Here is a 17,203-nt window from a genome sequence, read left to right as displayed (position 1 = left end):
TTACATTCAGGTAAAAATGGATAAAAAGACTGCCTTTTACATGGTATTGCGCAAATTTAATCTATTAATAATCCATATTTTAGCATTAATCACAAAAAATCTAAATATTAATGCTACCTTTGCAGCCTTAAAATAGAAAATTTTATAATAAATGAACATTCGTAACATTGCCATCATTGCACACGTTGACCACGGTAAAACTACTTTGGTGGACAAAATCATTCACGCAACGCAGGTATTCAGAGAGAACCAGGAGACTGGTGAATTATTAATGGATAATAATGACCTGGAGCGTGAACGCGGGATTACGATCTTAGCTAAAAATATTTCTGTTACATATAAAGGTGTAAAAATCAACGTTATCGATACTCCTGGTCACGCCGACTTTGGTGGTGAGGTAGAGCGCGTTCTGAAAATGGCTGATGGTGTACTGCTTCTGGTAGATGCCTTCGAAGGACCAATGCCGCAAACACGTTTCGTACTGCAAAAAGCATTAGGTCTGGGCCTGCGTCCGATCGTTGTAATCAATAAAGTAGATAAGCCTAACTGTCGTCCGGATGAAGTACACGATAAAGTATTTGATCTGTTCTTCCAACTGGATGCAAACGAGGAGCAATTAGACTTCCCGACCCTGTACGGTTCTTCTAAACAAGGTTGGTTCAATACTACCCTGGAGCAAACAGACAACATCGATGCTGTACTGGATATCATCCTGGAAAAAGTACCTGCTCCTAAAGTAGCAGAAGGTAACCTGCAATTACAGATTACTTCTCTGGATTACTCTTCCTTCCTGGGTCGTATCGCTATTGGCCGTGTAAGCCGTGGTAGTATCAAAGAAGGTCAGAACATCCAATTATGCAAACTGGACGGTACTATGGTTCGTAACAAGGTTAAGGAACTGTACATATTCGAAGGTATGGGTAAGAAAAGAGTTACGGAAGTAGCTGCCGGTGATATCTGTGCTGTTGTAGGTATTGAAGATTTCCAGATCGGTGAAACTATCGCTGATTTCGAAAATCCTGAAGCATTACCGGTAATCGCTATCGATGAGCCTACAATGAACATGCAGTTCAGCATCAATAACTCTCCATTCTTCGGTAAAGAAGGTAAGTTCGTAACCAGCCGTAACCTGCGTGACCGTCTGATGAAAGAACTGGAGAAAAACCTGGCATTACGCGTAAAAGATACTGATGATGCAGATAAATTCCTGGTATATGGCCGTGGTATCCTCCACTTGTCTGTACTGATCGAAACAATGCGTCGTGAAGGTTATGAGCTGACTGTAGGTCAACCTCAGGTAATTACTAAAGAAATCGATGGTAAGAAAAACGAACCATATGAAACATTGGTAGTTGACGTTCCGGATGAATTCAGCAGTAAAGTAGTAAACCTGGTTACCATGCGTAAAGGTGAATTACTGATTATGGAAGCTAAAGGCGAAATGCAGCACTTAGAGTTCGATATCCCTTCCCGTGGTCTGATCGGTCTGCGTTCGCAGATGCTGACAGCAACTGCTGGTGAAGCGGTTATGGCACATAACTTCTCTGAATATAAACCATGGAAAGGTCCGATCCCTGGCCGTAACAACGGTGTACTGATCGCGAAACAAGGTGGTACTACTACTGGTTATTCTATCGATAAATTACAGGATAGAGGTTCATTCTTCGTAGATCCGGGTGAAGAAGTATACATGGGTCAGGTTATCGCTGAACACATTAAACCAGGTGACCTGGTAGTTAATGCTACAGAAGGTAAAAAACTGACGAACATGCGTGCGAGCGGTTCTGATGCAGCAACTAACATTGCTCCTAAGATCCAGATGTCTCTGGAAGAGTGTATGGAATACATTCAGCAAGATGAGTGTATCGAGTGTACACCTAAGAGCATCCGTATCCGTAAGATCATCCTGGAAGAAACTGAACGTAACAAAGTTGCAAAACAATTGAAATTATCTTAATCGATTTTTTCATACAGATATAACAGAAAAAGCTGTGCTCATCGAGCACGGCTTTTTCTTTTATAGGATCTCAGGTTTATGCTGACTTTTGCATTTTGAGCTGTAATACATTATTTTTGAACGGATCTATTCTTACACCGTGCAACAACAAACTGTTCATCGCAATAATTTCGATTTCCTCCGGCTGCTTTTATCCTCCTTTGTGATCATCTCACACAGCTATGCCTTACTGGGTATGGAAGACCAGGAGCCGTTAAAAAGGCTTACCGGAATGGTGTTTTCCGGAATAGGTGTCAGCGGGTTCTTTGTACTGAGCGGGATGCTCATATACCAGAGTGTGGTGAATAGCCAGAGTGTAGGCATATTTATCCGAAAAAGGTTACTGCGCATCTTTCCCGGGCTGGCTGCGGTAGTGCTGCTGAGCACCTTTGCACTGGGGGTGCTGGTGACTGATCTGCCCCTTAGCGCGTACCTTCGTGATACAGCAACTTATAAGTACCTGCTGAAAAATATATTCCTGATCCCTTCTGACAATCTTCTACCCGGAGTATTCCGTAATAATCCACGGCCCGAGATCAACGGATCGCTTTGGACCCTGCGGTACGAAGTATTGTGCTATATGGGTATGCTCCTGTTTTTTATGATTCCGAAACGGTTGCATAAGGCAGGTGCCCTGACCATTTACGGGCTGGCCTTATCAGGTATGTTGTTACTGACGCTGAAGCCCGGTATCGTATCTGCAGGCCTGGCGTACCACCTCGATAATCTTTTTACCTTAACCACCTATTTTTACAGTGGTGTATTACTGGCACTATGGCCCCAGGCATGGAAACCATACGTTCGTACCATCTTCCCGATAGCATTGGTTGTACTTGCCTTATTTATGTGGCTGCAACCTGCCTGGATGTCCTGGGCCTCTGTCTGGATATATCCTTTACTGCTCATCAGCTTTGGCAGCCAGTATAGTCCGGCATTGCAGGTAGGGAATAAGATCGGGGACATCAGTTACGGAACCTATATTTACGCTTATCCTATACAGCAGCTGCTGATCGCTTCCGGAGTACGGGAGGTAGGCTGGTTATTGCTTTGGTCCTTATTGTGCAGCTGGCTTGCAGGCTGGTGCTCCTACCATTTTATAGAGAAGCAATTTATATACAGAAAAAAGGTCCGGTTATAGCCGGACCTTTTTTGATTTTATCTATTGGCGCAGGTTAGCAACCCGGGCCAGTAAAATGTAAGTGTTTATAACGTGATATTTCTTTCCTCTGGTTTTGTAACTTGGTTAGATATAATGAGTACGATCGTAATGCTTATTATGTAGCACGATATTCCATATCCGGTACAATGGCTTTAGCCTTACGTTCTGCTTCCAGGGCACGCAATTCTATACGGCGTATTTTTCCACTGATCGTTTTCGGCAGTTCGAGTACAAACTCCAAAACTCTTGGCATTTTATACGGAGCTAATTGTTTGCGGCAATAGGAAAATAACTCCTCGGCCAGGGCTACAGAGGGTTCCTGACCCGCATTGAGGATGATAAATGCTTTCACCTCAAAACCCTTCACCGGGTGTGGGCTGCCGACCACAGCTGATTCCAGCACTGCAGTATGTTCCAGCAATACACTTTCAACCTCAAAAGGTCCCACGCGATAATCCGAAGATTTGATCACATCATCGTCGCGACCCACAAACCATAGATAGCCTTCCTCATCTTTGTACGCCTTGTCCCCGGTATAATACAAACCGTGTTTGAATACCGTGTTCATCTTTTCCGGCTCGTCCAGGTACTCTAGGAAGATACCGTTAGGTATATCCGTTCCGGTACGTACACATATATTGCCCTCTTCGCTGATAGGCAGCTCATTGCCCTCCTCATCAGCAATAATAATATCATACAGGAAGGTAGGCTTGCCCATAGAGCCAAACTTAACCTTTGCACCCGGCATATTGGCAACCATACAGGTACTTTCCGTTTGTCCGTAGCCATCACGGATCAGTATGCCCGTGCCTTTTTTCCAGGCCTCAATTACTTCGGGGTTTAAAGGTTCGCCAGCAGCCACACAGCTCCTGAACTGAAATGTATAGGCTTCCAGGTCTTCTGTAATAAGCATACGTAATACCGTCGGCGGTGCACAAAATGTAGTGATTCCGTGTCGGGAGATGAGTTCAAGTTGTCTGCTGCTGTTAAACCGCTCTGTTGTATGGTAGGCAAATATAGTTGCGCCTACACTCCAGGGCGCGAAAAAGCTGCTCCAGGTAAATTTGGCCCAGCCAGGTTGCGAAATATTATAATGGATGTCTCCTGCACGCAAGCCAATCCAGCTGGCTGTGGTCAGATGCCCTACAGGATAGCTGAACTGTGTATGGGTTACTACTTTAGGCATTCCTGTAGTGCCGGAGGTGAAAAACAGGAACAAAGGATCATCGGCTTGGGTATCTGCCGCAACCGCCGTTTCCGGGTAGTCATCTATCTCATCTGTATTGATCCAGCCACTGCGAATGCCGTCAGCAATGATCTTTACCGGAATCTGTATGCCTAATTGAGCCTCTGCCTCTTCGATCTTGGCTGCATTGTCCTGGTCAGCGATAACAGCTTTGGGCATCAGTTTCTGAAAGCGGTATATTATATCCTGTGTACCCAGTATGGTTGCAGCCGGTATCATCCGGAAGCCGCCTTTGATCGTGCTCAGGATCGCCTGCCAGTTAATGGTCTGCAGCGAGAGCTGGGTCAGGATCACATCGCCCTGTTGCAACCCTTTATCCCGGAGCAGGTTCAGCAGCTGGTTACAGGCGATACCCATTTCTCGGAACGAGTATCGTTGCGTTTCAAGACCATTGGTCCAGAGCAGGGCAGTGGCATCCGGCTGATCTTTGATATTGATCTGTTCAAAGACTTCCTGTACCCAGTTAAAATGTTGTGGTTTTCGAATATTTATTGAAGCTAATGCGTCGGAGTTTTCCTGCTCCGGAAGTTCCCGGAAGCGTCTGAACAGCTGTTCCATAAAGCAATTAAAAGAAGGGATTATACCTGTACAAGTTAATAAAATTAGCTGACTATCCGCATATAGTAAACTATTTTCTTCGTCCTTTTGTCCGGCAACAAAAGGACCAAAAGTGCCTTTGTTTTCATCAAGGCGATTGCGGTGCACCGCCATTTTGTACCGTTGCGTGCATTGATCGTCTGAGCTTAACGTGTGATGCGTTCGGTGCTCAACGATCGCAGCTCCAACCAAAATGGCTATCGCTGTGATGAAAACAACAAGCAATCCGTACAGTACAGATCGCTCGAAAGGCCTTATAAATCCGGCGTTAAGAAAATCATTGGCTCGGTCGATAAAGTCGTAAACCATTGTCTGAGCGCAGCGTTCTGGTTTGCGACCGACCGACACATTGATTTTTAGCCAGGGATTTATACAGCCTTGATTTTTTGGCGGTACCTTTTGCATCAAGGCAAAAGGTACCAATAAGTATAGGTGGAAACCAAAAGAGTAATATTTAGTATTGTTTCCTAAAAGCGGATACTCAGTTAAAATTATATGCAAAACCGTGATTTTTAGAGATTTTTAGCAGGTTGCCGATTGTCAGATCTTGATGACAAAAGCCTGTCAGGTCCCCTCGCTAGAAAATCTGGTCGTATATTTGCATCCAATTTTTAATGTGATAGGACATGAATATAGCGCTTGCAGGAAATCCCAATAGTGGTAAGACATCAATGTTTAATGTATTGACTGGATTGAACCAAAAGGTGGGTAATTTCCCTGGCGTAACCGTAGATAAGAAGATCGGCTATACCCAGTTACCGGATGGTAATAAGGCAAAAGTGATCGATCTGCCGGGTACTTACAGCCTTTATCCTAAAAGTGCTGATGAGTATGTGGCCTATGAAACCCTCATTAATCCTTCAGGAGAAGATGTGCCTGATGTCATTGTTGTTGTGGCCGATGCCACCAATCTCAAACGTAATTTACTGTTCTGTTCGCAGATCATGGATCTGAAAAAGCCTGTTATCCTGGCGCTGACCATGATGGATATAGCCGGCAAGAAAGGACTTTCTGTTGATGAAAACATCCTTTCCCGCATGCTGGGCATTCCGGTATTGAATGTCAATCCCAGAGAAGGTAAGGGCGTTCGCCCGCTGAAAGAAGCCATCGTACATGCAAAGAGTGGTGTAGGGGTACTGAAACAACCCTTTGTCTCCTTCCCCTCGCTGCAGCCGGGTTTTCTGGAGCAGATCCGTGAAATCACACAGATCGATAATGATTATGCGGCATTGCATATCGCCTGTGCATCAGAGCGACTGAGCTTCCTGACCGGTACACAACTGGAGTCTATTGAGCAGGCAAAAAAAGAATACCAGTTCTCCAAAGCCAAAGTCCAGGCAGCAGAGGTACTGGACCGCTATGCGACTATAGACCAGGTATTGCAATCTGCAACCCGTACCGATGGTCCGGAAAATAAAACGTCTGTTACTGCCCGTTTAGATAAAATATTACTGCATAAAGTCTGGGGCAACCTGATCCTGCTGCTGGTACTCATACTATTGTTCCAGAGCATCTTCTGGCTGGCCTCCTATCCTATGGACTGGATCGATTCCGGATTTGGAATGCTTACCGGCTGGCTCAGTGGTGTATTGCCCGAAGCCTGGTGGAGCGACCTGATCATCAACGGCCTTATTGCCGGTATTGGTGGGGTAGTGGTGTTTGTGCCCCAGATTGCCATTCTTTTCGGACTCATTACCATACTGGAAGACAGCGGTTACATGGCCCGTATCAGTTTCCTGACCGATCGCCTGATGCGTTCGGTAGGTATGAACGGCCGCGCGGCTATGCCCCTGATCAGCGGACTGGCCTGTGCGATTCCTGCTGTGATGGCCACCCGCATCATTGAAAACAAGAAGGAGCGCCTGATCGCGATCCTGATTACACCGCTCATGAGCTGTTCGGCCCGTCTGCCGGTGTATACCATACTCATCAGCCTGGTGATCCCTAAAACCAATATATTGGGTTTCCTGTCTTTACAGGGACTGGTCATGATGGGCTTATACCTTTTAGGTTTTGTGATGGCCCTGGTCGTATCCAAAGTGCTGAGTATATTGCTGAAAACCAGCAACGGAAGTATGTTCCTGATGGAGCTGCCGCTGTACCGTGCGCCGCGTTGGCGTAATGCTTTACAGACGATGGCAGAAAAAGCAATGATCTTTGTAAAAGATGCCGGTAAGGTAATTATGGTGATCTCCGTAGTGCTCTGGGCATTGGCCTCATATGGCCCTTCAAAACGAATGGCGCCGGTAGAAGCCAGGTATGAAGCATTCAGGACTGCACAGGGTGGGGAACTTACAGAGGACCAGAAGATAGAAGAGGCACATGAGAAACTGGAGCAGTCTTATGCAGGTATCATGGGCAAGGCCATAGAGCCGGCGATTGAGCCCCTGGGTTATGACTGGAAGATCGGCATTGCGCTGATCACCTCCTTTGCTGCACGTGAGGCCTACGTCGGCACTATTGCTACCTTATACAGTGTGGGTGATGCCGATGGAGAAGCGTCTACCTTAAAACAAAAAATGGCACAGGCCCGTCACCGCGACGGTAGTCCGGTATATACACTGGCTGCAGGCAGCTCGCTGCTGGTCTTCTATGTATTTGCCATGCAGTGTATGAGTACCCTCGCTATTGTGAAGCGGGAGACAAAAAGTTGGAAATGGCCCCTGATTCAGTTCGCATATATGTCCGGCTTGGCGTACATTTGCGCATTAATTGTTTACCAGGTTTTAAAATAAAGATTCATGAACAAATATTTACTGGCCATTATCGGGGTATTCCTGGCTTTATGCGGAATGGTATATGCCTTTGATGCATCCCAGCCGGGCAGTTACGATTTCAATGCCTTACTGATCGGTAATGGCGTACTGGCCATTCTTTCTGCCGTAACCTATTTTATGGTAACCGGTGCGCTGAAGAGTGATAATCCCAATGCCTTTATCCGCGCCAAAATGGGCAGCACAATGATGCGTTTTTTCCTTTGTGTGGTCTTATTCATCGGTTACGCATATGTGCATGGCAAGGCTGGTATCAAGCCAACAGTATTCATGTTCCTGGGTATGTACGTGATTTATTCTATTCTCGAGTCTGCGGTATTATCACAGAAAGGGAAGAAAAAAGCTTAAGATAAAGTCCTGATGAGTGCAGAGAAGTTGAGTTTTGATGCGTTTGGCCGGTATCTGCCACAGGGCACTTTAGATAAGGTAAAGCCCTGGTTTCAGCAATATACCATAAAACTGATCATCACCCGTGAGCGCAAGACCGTACTGGGCAATTACCGTCAACCGGTAAAAACAGCCCCTTTTCACCGGGTTACTGTTAACGGCAACCTTAATCCGTATTCATTTCTGATTACCTTACTGCATGAACTGGCCCATCTGGAAGCCTTCGTGCGCTATCAGAACCGTATAGCCCCGCATGGCAAAGAATGGCAGGATATTTTCCGCAATATTTTATCCGGTTACCTGGGGCAGGGTATCTTTCCGCCAGCATTGGAGCAGGCGATCAAAGCATCATTGCAGGGCCTCAAAGCCTCGTCCTGTGCCGATCCTACCTTATACAAAGCCCTTTCTCTATACGATGAGCCGGGTACCGATGGCCTGGTCTGGGTAGAACAATTGCCGGCCAATGCACAATTTGTAACCAAAGAGGGCAGGGTATATCAGTTGTTGCACAAACGCCGTACACGCTATCTCTGCCGTGATCTGCAGACCCAGAGAGATTATCTCTTTGCCGGAGTGGTACAGGTCAAGCCGCTGGTGCGGGAAAGTAGCAATTAAAATTTGTCAATTTAGAAATAAATAAATACCTTTGCAGTCCGAAAAAATAAGGGCCACCTTTTAGACGTACTAAAAGATGTCCATTTGCAGCCCTTAGGCATAATCGGTTAATCTTATTAAAAAACATTTTTTTATGGCAACATCAAACATTCAGAACTATGAGTTGATGATCATCTTCACTCCGATCTTATCCGAGGAAGATTTCAAAGCTGCTCAGAAAAAGTTCACTTCTATCATTTCAGAGAATGGTGGTGAAATGGTTCACGAAAACCCATGGGGTCTGCGTTCTTTAGCGTACCCTATCCAAAAGAAAACTACAGGTTTATACACAGTAGTTGAGTACACTGCACCAACAGACGTTAACGCTAAAATTGAAGTTCAATTGAACCGTGACGAGACTGTAATGCGTTACATGCTGACTCACCTGGATAAATTCGCTGTAGAGTATAACACTCGTAAACGTAACAAAGCTTAATCCGGGCCCGTTACATTATTCGTAAACTAATTTTCATTCAACCACAATTTTATTAAAATGGCTAGAAATAACGATATTAAATACTTGAGCAGTACTCGTATCGAGAACCGTCAAAAAAAATACTGCCGTTTCAAAAAATTAGGTATCAAATATATTGATTATAAAGATGCTGAATTTTTGAAAAAATTCTTAAACGAGCAAGGTAAAATGTTACCTCGTCGTATCACCGGTACTTCCCTGAAATACCAACGTAAATTAGGCCATGCTATTAAAAAAGCACGCCAGATGGCAATTCTGCCTTATGTTACTGACTTATTAAAGTAATAAAAATTTTAAACAATGAAAGTAATCTTAATAAAAGAAGTAGATAATTTAGGTGGTGCGCACGAAATCGTTGACGTTCGTCCGGGATACGCTCGTAACTTCCTGATTCCTCAGAAATATGCTATTGAAGCTTCTACATCTAACCTGAAAATCCAGGAAGAGCGTCAAAAGCAACTTGCTAAAAAAGAAGAAAAATTACTGGCTAACATTGCTAGCGTTAAAGCTGCTCTGGAAACTCCGGTAAAACTGACTGCTAAGATCGGTGAGAATGGTAAAATCTTCGGATCTGTTACCTCTATCCAACTGGCACGTGCTATCCGTGAGCAAAAGCAATATGAAATCGACCGTCGTCGCATTTCTATCTTAGACGAAATTAAAGAAGCGGGTTCTTACAAAGCGCAAATCGACTTTGGTAAAGATCACCTGGTTGAATTAACTTTCGACGTAGTAGCAGAGTAATTCTTGCACAATATATTTTAAACAGAGGCCAGCATTTGCTGGCCTCTGTTTTTATGTAGAATGAATAGAAATCAATACAGGTATATTGCCATATAACCTGAAAATGAACATTTCTAATATGCGTCTAAACAGCTGGTAATCAATTTAGTAATTTGTAGAATAAGTAAAATAAATATACACTGTTTGGTGACTAAAGGGTTTGGTTTTATGAAAACTATGATTATTTTTGAGCGCATTTTTAAATAATCTAAACAAAAAAGTATGAAGAAATTTTCTATGGTTGCAGCTGCAACCCTGCTGGTTGGAACTTTATTTACCTCTTGTAAGAAAGATTATTCTTGTGAGTGTTCTTACAATGACGGCAATGGTAATAAAACCAGTGCTGCAGCTACTATTAAAGGAACTAAAGCTGACGCAAAGAAAGCTTGTGACGCATTAAATGCAAACTATGCTATGTTTTCTGACGTAAGCTGCAAGCTGAAATAAGCTGAATGCGGAAAATGTTTTTAAAAAATCCCTTGCTGTACAGCAAGGGATTTTTTAAAAGAGAATTACAAGTTTATTGTTTGATGAGTTTATGGGTGATTAGGAGTGAAATCATGCTGCAGCATATACTTACACAAATGTATACTGGCTACAAGCGCTGTAGTATAAACTATGATTGCCTCATTATGGATGATGGGGCTTATCATCTTTTATCCTAGAATATTACACAATATCTGGAGAGTAGGGAAGATGATTATGCGTTGATTATTTAATAAATAATAGTTATTTAAATTTTGAAACATGTTACTTTCTCAAGGCTAAGAATGACTTAACAATATATGTTTAATAGGCCAAATACACTTATGAATTAATATATAATTTAAAGTCCCTTTATCATTAGATAAAAACTGGTTTTATGAATCTTTGCTATTGTCTTTTCTCTATCTAATAATTTTTTTTCACCAAAAGTTACTTTTTCTTCTATCAACGCATTGGGAATTCTTACCTCTAAATCCAGAAAATGGAAGTAGTAGTGGATGTTAGTATATGTTTCCTTTGTTATGTCTTTGGGATAAATTTTTTCCAGCGCTTTGTCTAACTCATTTTTTAGTCCTTTCTGGCCTTTTAATAGTAGTTGTAATCTTTGATTGACAATTACATCCCTCCCTTGAGGGGCAAATATAATAGGTAAGAGTTTTCTTACCGCTTTATCAGTCTGATTGATATTTTTATAAAGCTCGGCATATCTTAATGCTTTATGAAATTCATATTTGTCATGCTCATTACCACAGTCTGATAAATACACATAGGCAGTATCTGATAAGGTAAAGTAATATAAGGCACTATCAAACATCTGCTTTTTACTGTAGATTGTACTTAATAGCTCTGTTGCTCTATGCTGGTAATTAGTATAAGGATCATCCATGAGCGCTCCGCCTAGACTTTCTTTTTCATTGAAATAGTTGTGCAAGATTGTTTTAAAAATGTAAATTGCCTGGTCGTAGTCTTTTTTGAGCATATGTACATAACCAGTATTGAAGTAAGCTCTTGGGTATAGCTCGCTTTGGGGGTATCGATCTACAATATACTGGTATCCGTCTAAAGCTTTTTGAAACTCCTTTTTCTCAAGAAAGACTGATGCCTCTGAAAAATAATCTGAAGGCATTTTCTGGCTGAATGCGTTTACAGAAGCTAAAACGAACAAAATAGAAAATAACTTTCTCATATATTCAGGGTAAATTGGTAAAAGGAGCGCCCTTTTGTGCCGTAAAATATTAAGGATTTTCCATCAAAGAAACAGTCTTGATCATTAAGATTGTCTATACCGCTTAATTCTTGGTATACGCTGTTATTGATATTAATTAAGTATTTTCTGTCTCCAATTTTCTGGATAATAAAAAAGCCCTTATCATTCATACCCCCTGTTATAATGGATCCAATTTCATTTGTCTCATCCTCATCCTTAAACAGGAATGGTGGCATAGGCTTTGATAGTTCACCATTAAATATCATATATCCTGCATTATTATATTCGAGGTACAGTAATGAATTGATGTTTTTGGGAACTTCATAGTTTGAGCGTAAAAAGGTGAAATCTTCCTGAAATTGCATGCCAAAATTACTGTTGACAGAAATAGGGGGTAGTATGAGTTTTTCATCCCGGTATATATATATTGAATCATCGGTTTTGAAATAATGGAGAGATGCTCCGGTAGGGCTAATATAAAGTGGTTTTGGTCTTACATTATATTTAGATATTGGATTTTTACCTTTCTTTCCGTTGATGAATTTATACAGATAATAATCCTTAAGTCCGTAACAGGCAAAATTGCCTATTGTATCAAGGGTTGGAAGGAAGATGCGCTCAAAGTCATATTCAAATGATTTTCCATTTGCATTGATTTTTCTCTTCCCTGCTTCTGTAAAGGAAAAAAGGTAGGTGTTTTTGTCAATCAGGGCAATATTCTCTATGCTATCGATATTCTTGTACATATGATCATTAATGGCTATGTAACCTAGTGCCTTATCTGATCCGCTAAAGTAGTACGCTCCGTTATCTTTCAAATGAGCATACCATACAGTCCTCACAGTATCCAATATCGTATCAGTCGTGTGAATAAAAAACATATACTCATAATTCTTAACGGGTTGTTCTGGTTTTCGGCCTTCTGCAAAAATGTAATCTCCATTATTGTTAATGGCTAACTTAAGGTACTCAAACTTCGAACTGTCAACAACACGGTTATTAGCATATACATAATACCATTTTTTATCCTTCACGGAGTAGATTGCATTGCCTTTTGAATTAAATGCAACCCATTCCTGGTGAAGATCATATACTTTGCCGGGCTCTTTTCGATGGCTGGAAATAAGTCGCCCATCAATATAATAGTAGATAGAATCTTTCAAAGATGCCATCAGAGCAATATGATTGTACGTTTCACTGGTAGTGTAGTCTTCAAGCTTGCCTACTATTGGTCCATAGATCTGCTTACCATGGTAATTCTTGTAAATATATGGAGTATTTTCTGGCTGGCTAAAGGTACTCGGATAGCTTACTCCACCACCTGGACCCGATGCTCCTCCAATAAAGTTATATCCACCAAAGGTATCTGTATTGGTAATCCAATAGTATAATTCATCTTTGTATATGGTAAAACAATAATCTCCATTCTTATCAAATGAGGCATATCCCTTTAATAGTAGTGAGTCTTCAGAGTCTGTTAATATGAGGCGCTCTTTAATCGTTTGAGCGGATGCCATAATATGATAAAGTATTACAATACAGAATAAAATCACACATTTGGGGTTCATATTCGAGGAGCGCTTGTGTATAATATAAAAGTAAAAAAAATATTTAATAAATGAAAGATGGTCGATACTCAATTGTACTGATACAATCTTAGAACCTTAACCTAAATTTTTGCTGCTATTTTGTCAGTTAATTGTCTGGATTGTGTAATTTTGTAGCTTATATTTTTGAACAATGTTAGAAACGCATAATAAGACAATGGATGAGGCTCGCCAGGGCGAGGCTTACGGGGGACAGCTGGAAGCTGAAAAGAAGTTTGAGAAGCATTTCTATATCGAAAGTTATGGATGCGCCATGAATTTTAATGATAGTGAAATTGTTGCCTCTATCCTGAACGAACACGGTTTCGGCGCAACAAAAATCATAGAAGATGCTAACCTGGTGCTGGTCAATACCTGTTCTATCCGCGAGAAAGCAGAGCAAACGGTACGTAACCGCCTGGTACATTTCAAAGGATTAAAAAAGAACCGTCCGGATATGCTGGTGGGCGTGCTGGGCTGTATGGCCGAACGCCTGAAAGCCAAGCTGCTGGAAGAAGAAAAACTGGTAGACCTGGTTATAGGTCCAGATGCTTATCGTACCCTGCCTAACCTGATTGCAGAAGCAGAAACAGGTCAGAAAGGAGTAAACGTACTCCTGAGCCGTGAAGAGACCTATGCCGATATTGCACCAATCCGTCTGGATAGTAATGGCGTAAGTTCATTTGTGAGCATTATGCGTGGCTGTAACAATATGTGTACCTTCTGTGTCGTACCATTTACCCGTGGCCGCGAGCGCAGCCGTGACCCGCAATCTATCCTGCGCGAAGTGCAGGACCTGGTAGACAGGGGGTATAAAGAAGTAACCCTGCTGGGACAGAATGTAGACAGCTACTATCATACCAATGATGATGGCTCTGAGGTAGTGAACTTTGCCAACCTGCTGGAGCTGGTAGCACTGGTATCGCCTAAACTGCGGGTACGCTTCAGTACCTCGCATCCTAAAGATATTACTGATGAGGTATTGTTTACTATGAAGAAGTATGACAATATCTGCAACAATATACACCTGCCGGTGCAGAGCGGTTCTACGCGCGTATTACAGCTGATGAACCGTACCTATACCAAAGAATGGTATCTGAAAAAAGTGGACCGCATCCGTGAGATCATCCCGGATTGTGCAATCACCTGCGATATCATCTGCGGCTTCTGTACCGAAACAGAAGAAGATCACCAGGAGACCCTGGAAGTAATGGCATACAGCAATTACGATCTGTCTTATATGTACATCTATTCTGAAAGACCAGGTACACTGGCTGCACGCCGTTATGCAGATGACGTGCCGGATGAGGTGAAGAGCCGTCGCCTGGATGAAGTTATAGCCCTGCAACGCAAAATGAGTGCAGCCATCTTTAAAAGCGATATCGGTAAGACATACGAGGTGCTGATCGAGAATACCAGTAAACGTAGCGAAGAGCATTGGTCCGGCCGTAACAGCCAGAGCCGTGTGATCGTATTCCCTAAGGGAGACTATAATTTACAAAAAGGCGATTATGCAACTGTCAAAGTTACCGATGCGACCAGTGGCACACTGATTGGTGAAATTGTTGCTGTATAGTATCCTAAACTAACCCATTATGGATTTACAATCGATTAAGAATAGATTTGGAATTATAGGTAATGATCCCACATTGAACTATGCACTGCAGGTAGCGGCTCAGGTAGCCAACACCGATCTGAGCGTACTCATTATGGGAGAGAGTGGTGTAGGTAAAGAGATATTTTCGCAGATCATACATAACCTGTCTTCCCGCAAGCATAATCCCTTTATTGCGGTCAACTGCGGTGCGATACCGGAAGGCACGATTGACTCAGAACTGTTCGGACACGAAAAAGGTTCGTTCACCTCTGCCAGCGATCAGCGTAAGGGTTATTTTGAATCCGTAAACGGTGGTACCATTTTCCTGGATGAGATCGGGGAAATGCCCCTGGGTACACAGGCGCGCCTGCTGCGTATGCTGGAGACCGGTGAGTTTATCCGCGTAGGTTCCTCCAAAGTACTGAAAGCAGATGTACGTGTAGTTGCTGCAACGAATAAAGATTTGCTGAAGCTGACACAGGAAGGTAAGTTCCGGGAGGATCTGTATTATCGTCTAAATACTGTTCCGATCCGCGTTCCGGCATTACGGGAGCGTAGAGAGGATGTATACCTGCTGTTCCGCAAATTTGTGATCGATTTTGCAGAGCGCTATAAAACCACCCCGATACAGTTAGATGATGAAGCACGCCACACACTGATGTCCTACCCATGGCCGGGCAATGTGCGTGAGCTGAAAAATATGGCAGAGCAGATCTCTGTACTCTCTACCGATAAATTAGTAACGGCAGATAGACTAAACAATTTCCTGCCAAAGTCTGCACAGGGCAGTAATATGCCTATGCTGGCCGCCCCTGCGGAGTCTGCACCTATGAAGTCTTTTACGGCCTCTGAAAGCGCAGGAACCACAGAGCGGGAGATATTGTATAAGCTCTTCTTCGATCTGAAAAAAGACTCTAACGATATCAAACAATTATTGTTTGAACTGTTACAGCAGCAGAATACCGGTGGTGGCATGACGAGTAGCATGACCAAAGTAAATAATGCACCAATGTCCGGAGATGGATTTTCCATGCCGAATTACAGCAGCCAGAATGCAGGACCTATCGTTACCCCGGAGCCTAACAATTATGTAAACTATCCTCAGAATTCCGGAGCCCCGGTGATCCTCAGCGGTCCCGACAGCCTGGATCATCATGAAGAAGTAGAGGAGTCGCTCTCCCTTATCGACAAAGAAAGAGAGCTGATCACCAAAGCACTGCAGAAACATAAAGGCAAGCGTAAGGATGCGGCCCATGAACTGGGTATCTCGGAAAGAACCTTATACCGTAAGATTAAAGAGTACGATATAGACGAATAAATTTCGTTTCACGCTGGAAAATACAGTACATTTATACCTCTGTAAAAAACTTAAAAACACTAAACTTATGCGCTGGAGAGGAGAACGCGAAAGCGATAATGTAGAAGATCAACGCGGGATGAGCGGTGGTGGCCGTATTGCCGTCGGTGGCGGTATCGGTACCATCCTTATTGTAGTGATCGGATTATTGATGGGTAAAAGCCCTACCAACATCTTCAGTGATGTGATGCAGAACAACAGCCAGAGTTCTTCGTATGAACAGACAACTACGGCCAATCCTGCAGATGATTCTACTGCACAGATGATCAAAGTAGTACTGGCCAGTACAGAAGATGTCTGGGGCGAGATCTTCAGACAGGCAGGGGCAAGTTACCAGGCACCAAAATTGCGCATGTTCAGTGGTGCTACACAAACCGCATGCGGGCAAGGGCAGCAAGCTATGGGACCATTTTATTGTCCTGCGGATACTAAGGTCTATATCGACCTGAGTTTCTGTGATGAGTTAAGAACAAAATTTAATGCACCCGGCAATTTTGCAGTAGCCTATGTTATTGCACATGAAGTCGGACATCATATTCAGAACCTGATGGGCACCTCCGAAAAGGTGCAGCAGTTAAGAGGTCGTGTGAGCGAAGCCGAATATAACCGCTACTCTGTAGCACTGGAGTTGCAGGCCGATTTCTATGCAGGGGTATGGGCATATCATGCACAGCGCATGCGCAATATCCTGGAGCCGGGCGATCTGGAAGCCGCGCTGAAAGCGGCTAATGCCATCGGTGATGATAAGCTGCAGCAGGAAGCACAGGGCTATGTAGTACCTGATGCTTTTACACACGGCACCTCCGATCAGCGCATGTTCTGGTTTAAGAAAGGATTCCAGACCGGAGACCTGAACCAGGGCAATACCTTTAAGGCTCTGGGGCTGGCCAGCTAAGCCA

The 17,203-nt window shown here is 43.2% G+C and carries 15 protein-coding genes; 12 read left to right on the top strand and 3 right to left on the bottom strand.

Annotated features, from left to right (window positions below; all coding sequences use genetic code 11):
• The first annotated feature begins 151 nt into the window (after positions 1-151).
• On the top strand, positions 152-1,957 hold the full coding sequence (typA, locus tag EMP01_RS01130) for a translational GTPase TypA (RefSeq protein WP_129019659.1): 1,806 nt from the start codon (positions 152-154) through the stop codon (positions 1,955-1,957).
• A 139-nt stretch (positions 1,958-2,096) separates the two neighbouring features.
• Entirely contained in the window at positions 2,097-3,134 is a 1,038-nt protein-coding gene (locus EMP01_RS01125; protein WP_161971182.1) for an acyltransferase family protein, read from the top strand.
• 136 nt (positions 3,135-3,270) lie between these two features.
• Here the strand turns inward: EMP01_RS01125 and EMP01_RS01120 are convergent, their stop codons facing one another.
• Entirely contained in the window at positions 3,271-4,959 is a 1,689-nt protein-coding gene (locus tag EMP01_RS01120) for an acyl--CoA ligase (RefSeq protein ID WP_129019657.1), read from the bottom strand.
• Between the two features lie 665 nt (positions 4,960-5,624).
• On the opposite strand from EMP01_RS01120, the gene feoB reads away from it, so the two are divergent.
• The 7 genes from feoB to EMP01_RS01085 all read left to right on the top strand — a co-directional run bounded on the left by feoB (position 5,625) and on the right by EMP01_RS01085 (position 10,518).
• The gene (gene feoB / locus EMP01_RS01115; protein ID WP_129019656.1) at positions 5,625-7,733 is read left to right on the top strand and encodes a ferrous iron transport protein B; all 2,109 of its coding nucleotides are present in this window, start codon (positions 5,625-5,627) and stop codon (positions 7,731-7,733) included.
• 6 nt (positions 7,734-7,739) lie between these two features.
• On the top strand, positions 7,740-8,120 hold the full coding sequence (locus tag EMP01_RS01110; protein ID WP_129019655.1) for a hypothetical protein: 381 nt from the start codon (positions 7,740-7,742) through the stop codon (positions 8,118-8,120).
• Positions 8,121-8,132: 12 nt separating this feature from the next.
• On the top strand, positions 8,133-8,774 hold the full coding sequence (locus tag EMP01_RS01105; RefSeq protein WP_129019654.1) for a SprT-like domain-containing protein: 642 nt from the start codon (positions 8,133-8,135) through the stop codon (positions 8,772-8,774).
• A gap of 133 nt (positions 8,775-8,907) precedes the next feature.
• Positions 8,908-9,249, top strand: a complete 342-nt coding sequence (gene rpsF, locus EMP01_RS01100; RefSeq protein WP_237559440.1) for a 30S ribosomal protein S6 — start codon at positions 8,908-8,910, stop codon at positions 9,247-9,249.
• Between the two features lie 57 nt (positions 9,250-9,306).
• Positions 9,307-9,573 (top strand): 30S ribosomal protein S18, encoded by a 267-nt coding sequence (gene rpsR, locus EMP01_RS01095; RefSeq protein WP_124635268.1) that lies wholly within the window; start codon positions 9,307-9,309, stop codon positions 9,571-9,573.
• A 15-nt stretch (positions 9,574-9,588) separates the two neighbouring features.
• Positions 9,589-10,032, top strand: a complete 444-nt coding sequence (gene rplI / locus EMP01_RS01090; protein WP_129019653.1) for a 50S ribosomal protein L9 — start codon at positions 9,589-9,591, stop codon at positions 10,030-10,032.
• A 261-nt stretch (positions 10,033-10,293) separates the two neighbouring features.
• Entirely contained in the window at positions 10,294-10,518 is a 225-nt protein-coding gene (locus tag EMP01_RS01085) for a hypothetical protein (protein WP_129019652.1), read from the top strand.
• 379 nt (positions 10,519-10,897) lie between these two features.
• On the opposite strand, the gene EMP01_RS01080 is transcribed toward EMP01_RS01085, so the two are convergent.
• Both EMP01_RS01080 and EMP01_RS01075 read right to left on the bottom strand, forming a co-directional pair.
• Positions 10,898-11,743: a tetratricopeptide repeat protein gene (locus tag EMP01_RS01080; RefSeq protein WP_129019651.1), complete on the bottom strand. Its 846-nt coding sequence runs from the start codon at positions 11,741-11,743 to the stop codon at positions 10,898-10,900.
• Positions 11,740-13,281: a hypothetical protein gene (locus tag EMP01_RS01075; RefSeq protein ID WP_129019650.1), complete on the bottom strand. Its 1,542-nt coding sequence runs from the start codon at positions 13,279-13,281 to the stop codon at positions 11,740-11,742. The genes EMP01_RS01080 and EMP01_RS01075 overlap by 4 nt, the downstream gene beginning before the upstream one ends.
• 223 nt (positions 13,282-13,504) lie before the next feature.
• On the opposite strand from EMP01_RS01075, the gene miaB reads away from it, so the two are divergent.
• From miaB to ypfJ, 3 genes are all read left to right on the top strand, one after another.
• Positions 13,505-14,926 carry a tRNA (N6-isopentenyl adenosine(37)-C2)-methylthiotransferase MiaB gene (gene miaB, locus EMP01_RS01070; RefSeq protein WP_129019649.1) on the top strand — a complete coding sequence of 474 codons (1,422 nt, stop codon included), beginning with the start codon at positions 13,505-13,507 and terminating at the stop codon, positions 14,924-14,926.
• Between the two features lie 19 nt (positions 14,927-14,945).
• On the top strand, positions 14,946-16,265 hold the full coding sequence (locus EMP01_RS01065; protein WP_129019648.1) for a sigma-54 interaction domain-containing protein: 1,320 nt from the start codon (positions 14,946-14,948) through the stop codon (positions 16,263-16,265).
• Positions 16,266-16,332: 67 nt separating this feature from the next.
• A complete protein-coding gene (gene ypfJ / locus EMP01_RS01060) occupies positions 16,333-17,199 on the top strand; it encodes a KPN_02809 family neutral zinc metallopeptidase (RefSeq protein ID WP_129019647.1) in 867 nt (288 codons plus the stop codon).
• Positions 17,200-17,203 lie beyond the last annotated feature (4 nt).

Origin of the sequence: Edaphocola flava, from assembly GCF_004118155.1 — a bacterium.
Taxonomy (GTDB): Bacteria; Bacteroidota; Bacteroidia; order Chitinophagales; family Chitinophagaceae; genus Edaphocola; species Edaphocola flava.
This window is presented reverse-complemented; position numbering and strand designations above follow the sequence as displayed.

Excerpts from the sequence above, each read along its gene's own strand:
- ypfJ (WP_129019647.1), top strand. The coding sequence starts at position 16,333 with ATGCGCTGGAGAGGAGAACGCGAAAGCGATAATGTAGAAGATCAACGC.
- EMP01_RS01085 (WP_129019652.1), top strand. The coding sequence starts at position 10,294 with ATGAAGAAATTTTCTATGGTTGCAGCTGCAACCCTGCTGGTTGGAACT.
- EMP01_RS01075 (WP_129019650.1), bottom strand. The coding sequence starts at position 13,281 with ATGGCATCCGCTCAAACGATTAAAGAGCGCCTCATATTAACAGACTCT.
- miaB (WP_129019649.1), top strand. The coding sequence starts at position 13,505 with ATGTTAGAAACGCATAATAAGACAATGGATGAGGCTCGCCAGGGCGAG.
- EMP01_RS01110 (WP_129019655.1), top strand. The coding sequence starts at position 7,740 with ATGAACAAATATTTACTGGCCATTATCGGGGTATTCCTGGCTTTATGC.
- typA (WP_129019659.1), top strand. The coding sequence starts at position 152 with ATGAACATTCGTAACATTGCCATCATTGCACACGTTGACCACGGTAAA.
- rpsR (WP_124635268.1), top strand. The coding sequence starts at position 9,307 with ATGGCTAGAAATAACGATATTAAATACTTGAGCAGTACTCGTATCGAG.
- rpsF (WP_237559440.1), top strand. The coding sequence starts at position 8,908 with ATGGCAACATCAAACATTCAGAACTATGAGTTGATGATCATCTTCACT.
- EMP01_RS01120 (WP_129019657.1), bottom strand. The coding sequence starts at position 4,959 with ATGGAACAGCTGTTCAGACGCTTCCGGGAACTTCCGGAGCAGGAAAAC.
- EMP01_RS01080 (WP_129019651.1), bottom strand. The coding sequence starts at position 11,743 with ATGAGAAAGTTATTTTCTATTTTGTTCGTTTTAGCTTCTGTAAACGCA.
- feoB (WP_129019656.1), top strand. The coding sequence starts at position 5,625 with ATGAATATAGCGCTTGCAGGAAATCCCAATAGTGGTAAGACATCAATG.
- rplI (WP_129019653.1), top strand. The coding sequence starts at position 9,589 with ATGAAAGTAATCTTAATAAAAGAAGTAGATAATTTAGGTGGTGCGCAC.
- EMP01_RS01065 (WP_129019648.1), top strand. The coding sequence starts at position 14,946 with ATGGATTTACAATCGATTAAGAATAGATTTGGAATTATAGGTAATGAT.
- EMP01_RS01105 (WP_129019654.1), top strand. The coding sequence starts at position 8,133 with ATGAGTGCAGAGAAGTTGAGTTTTGATGCGTTTGGCCGGTATCTGCCA.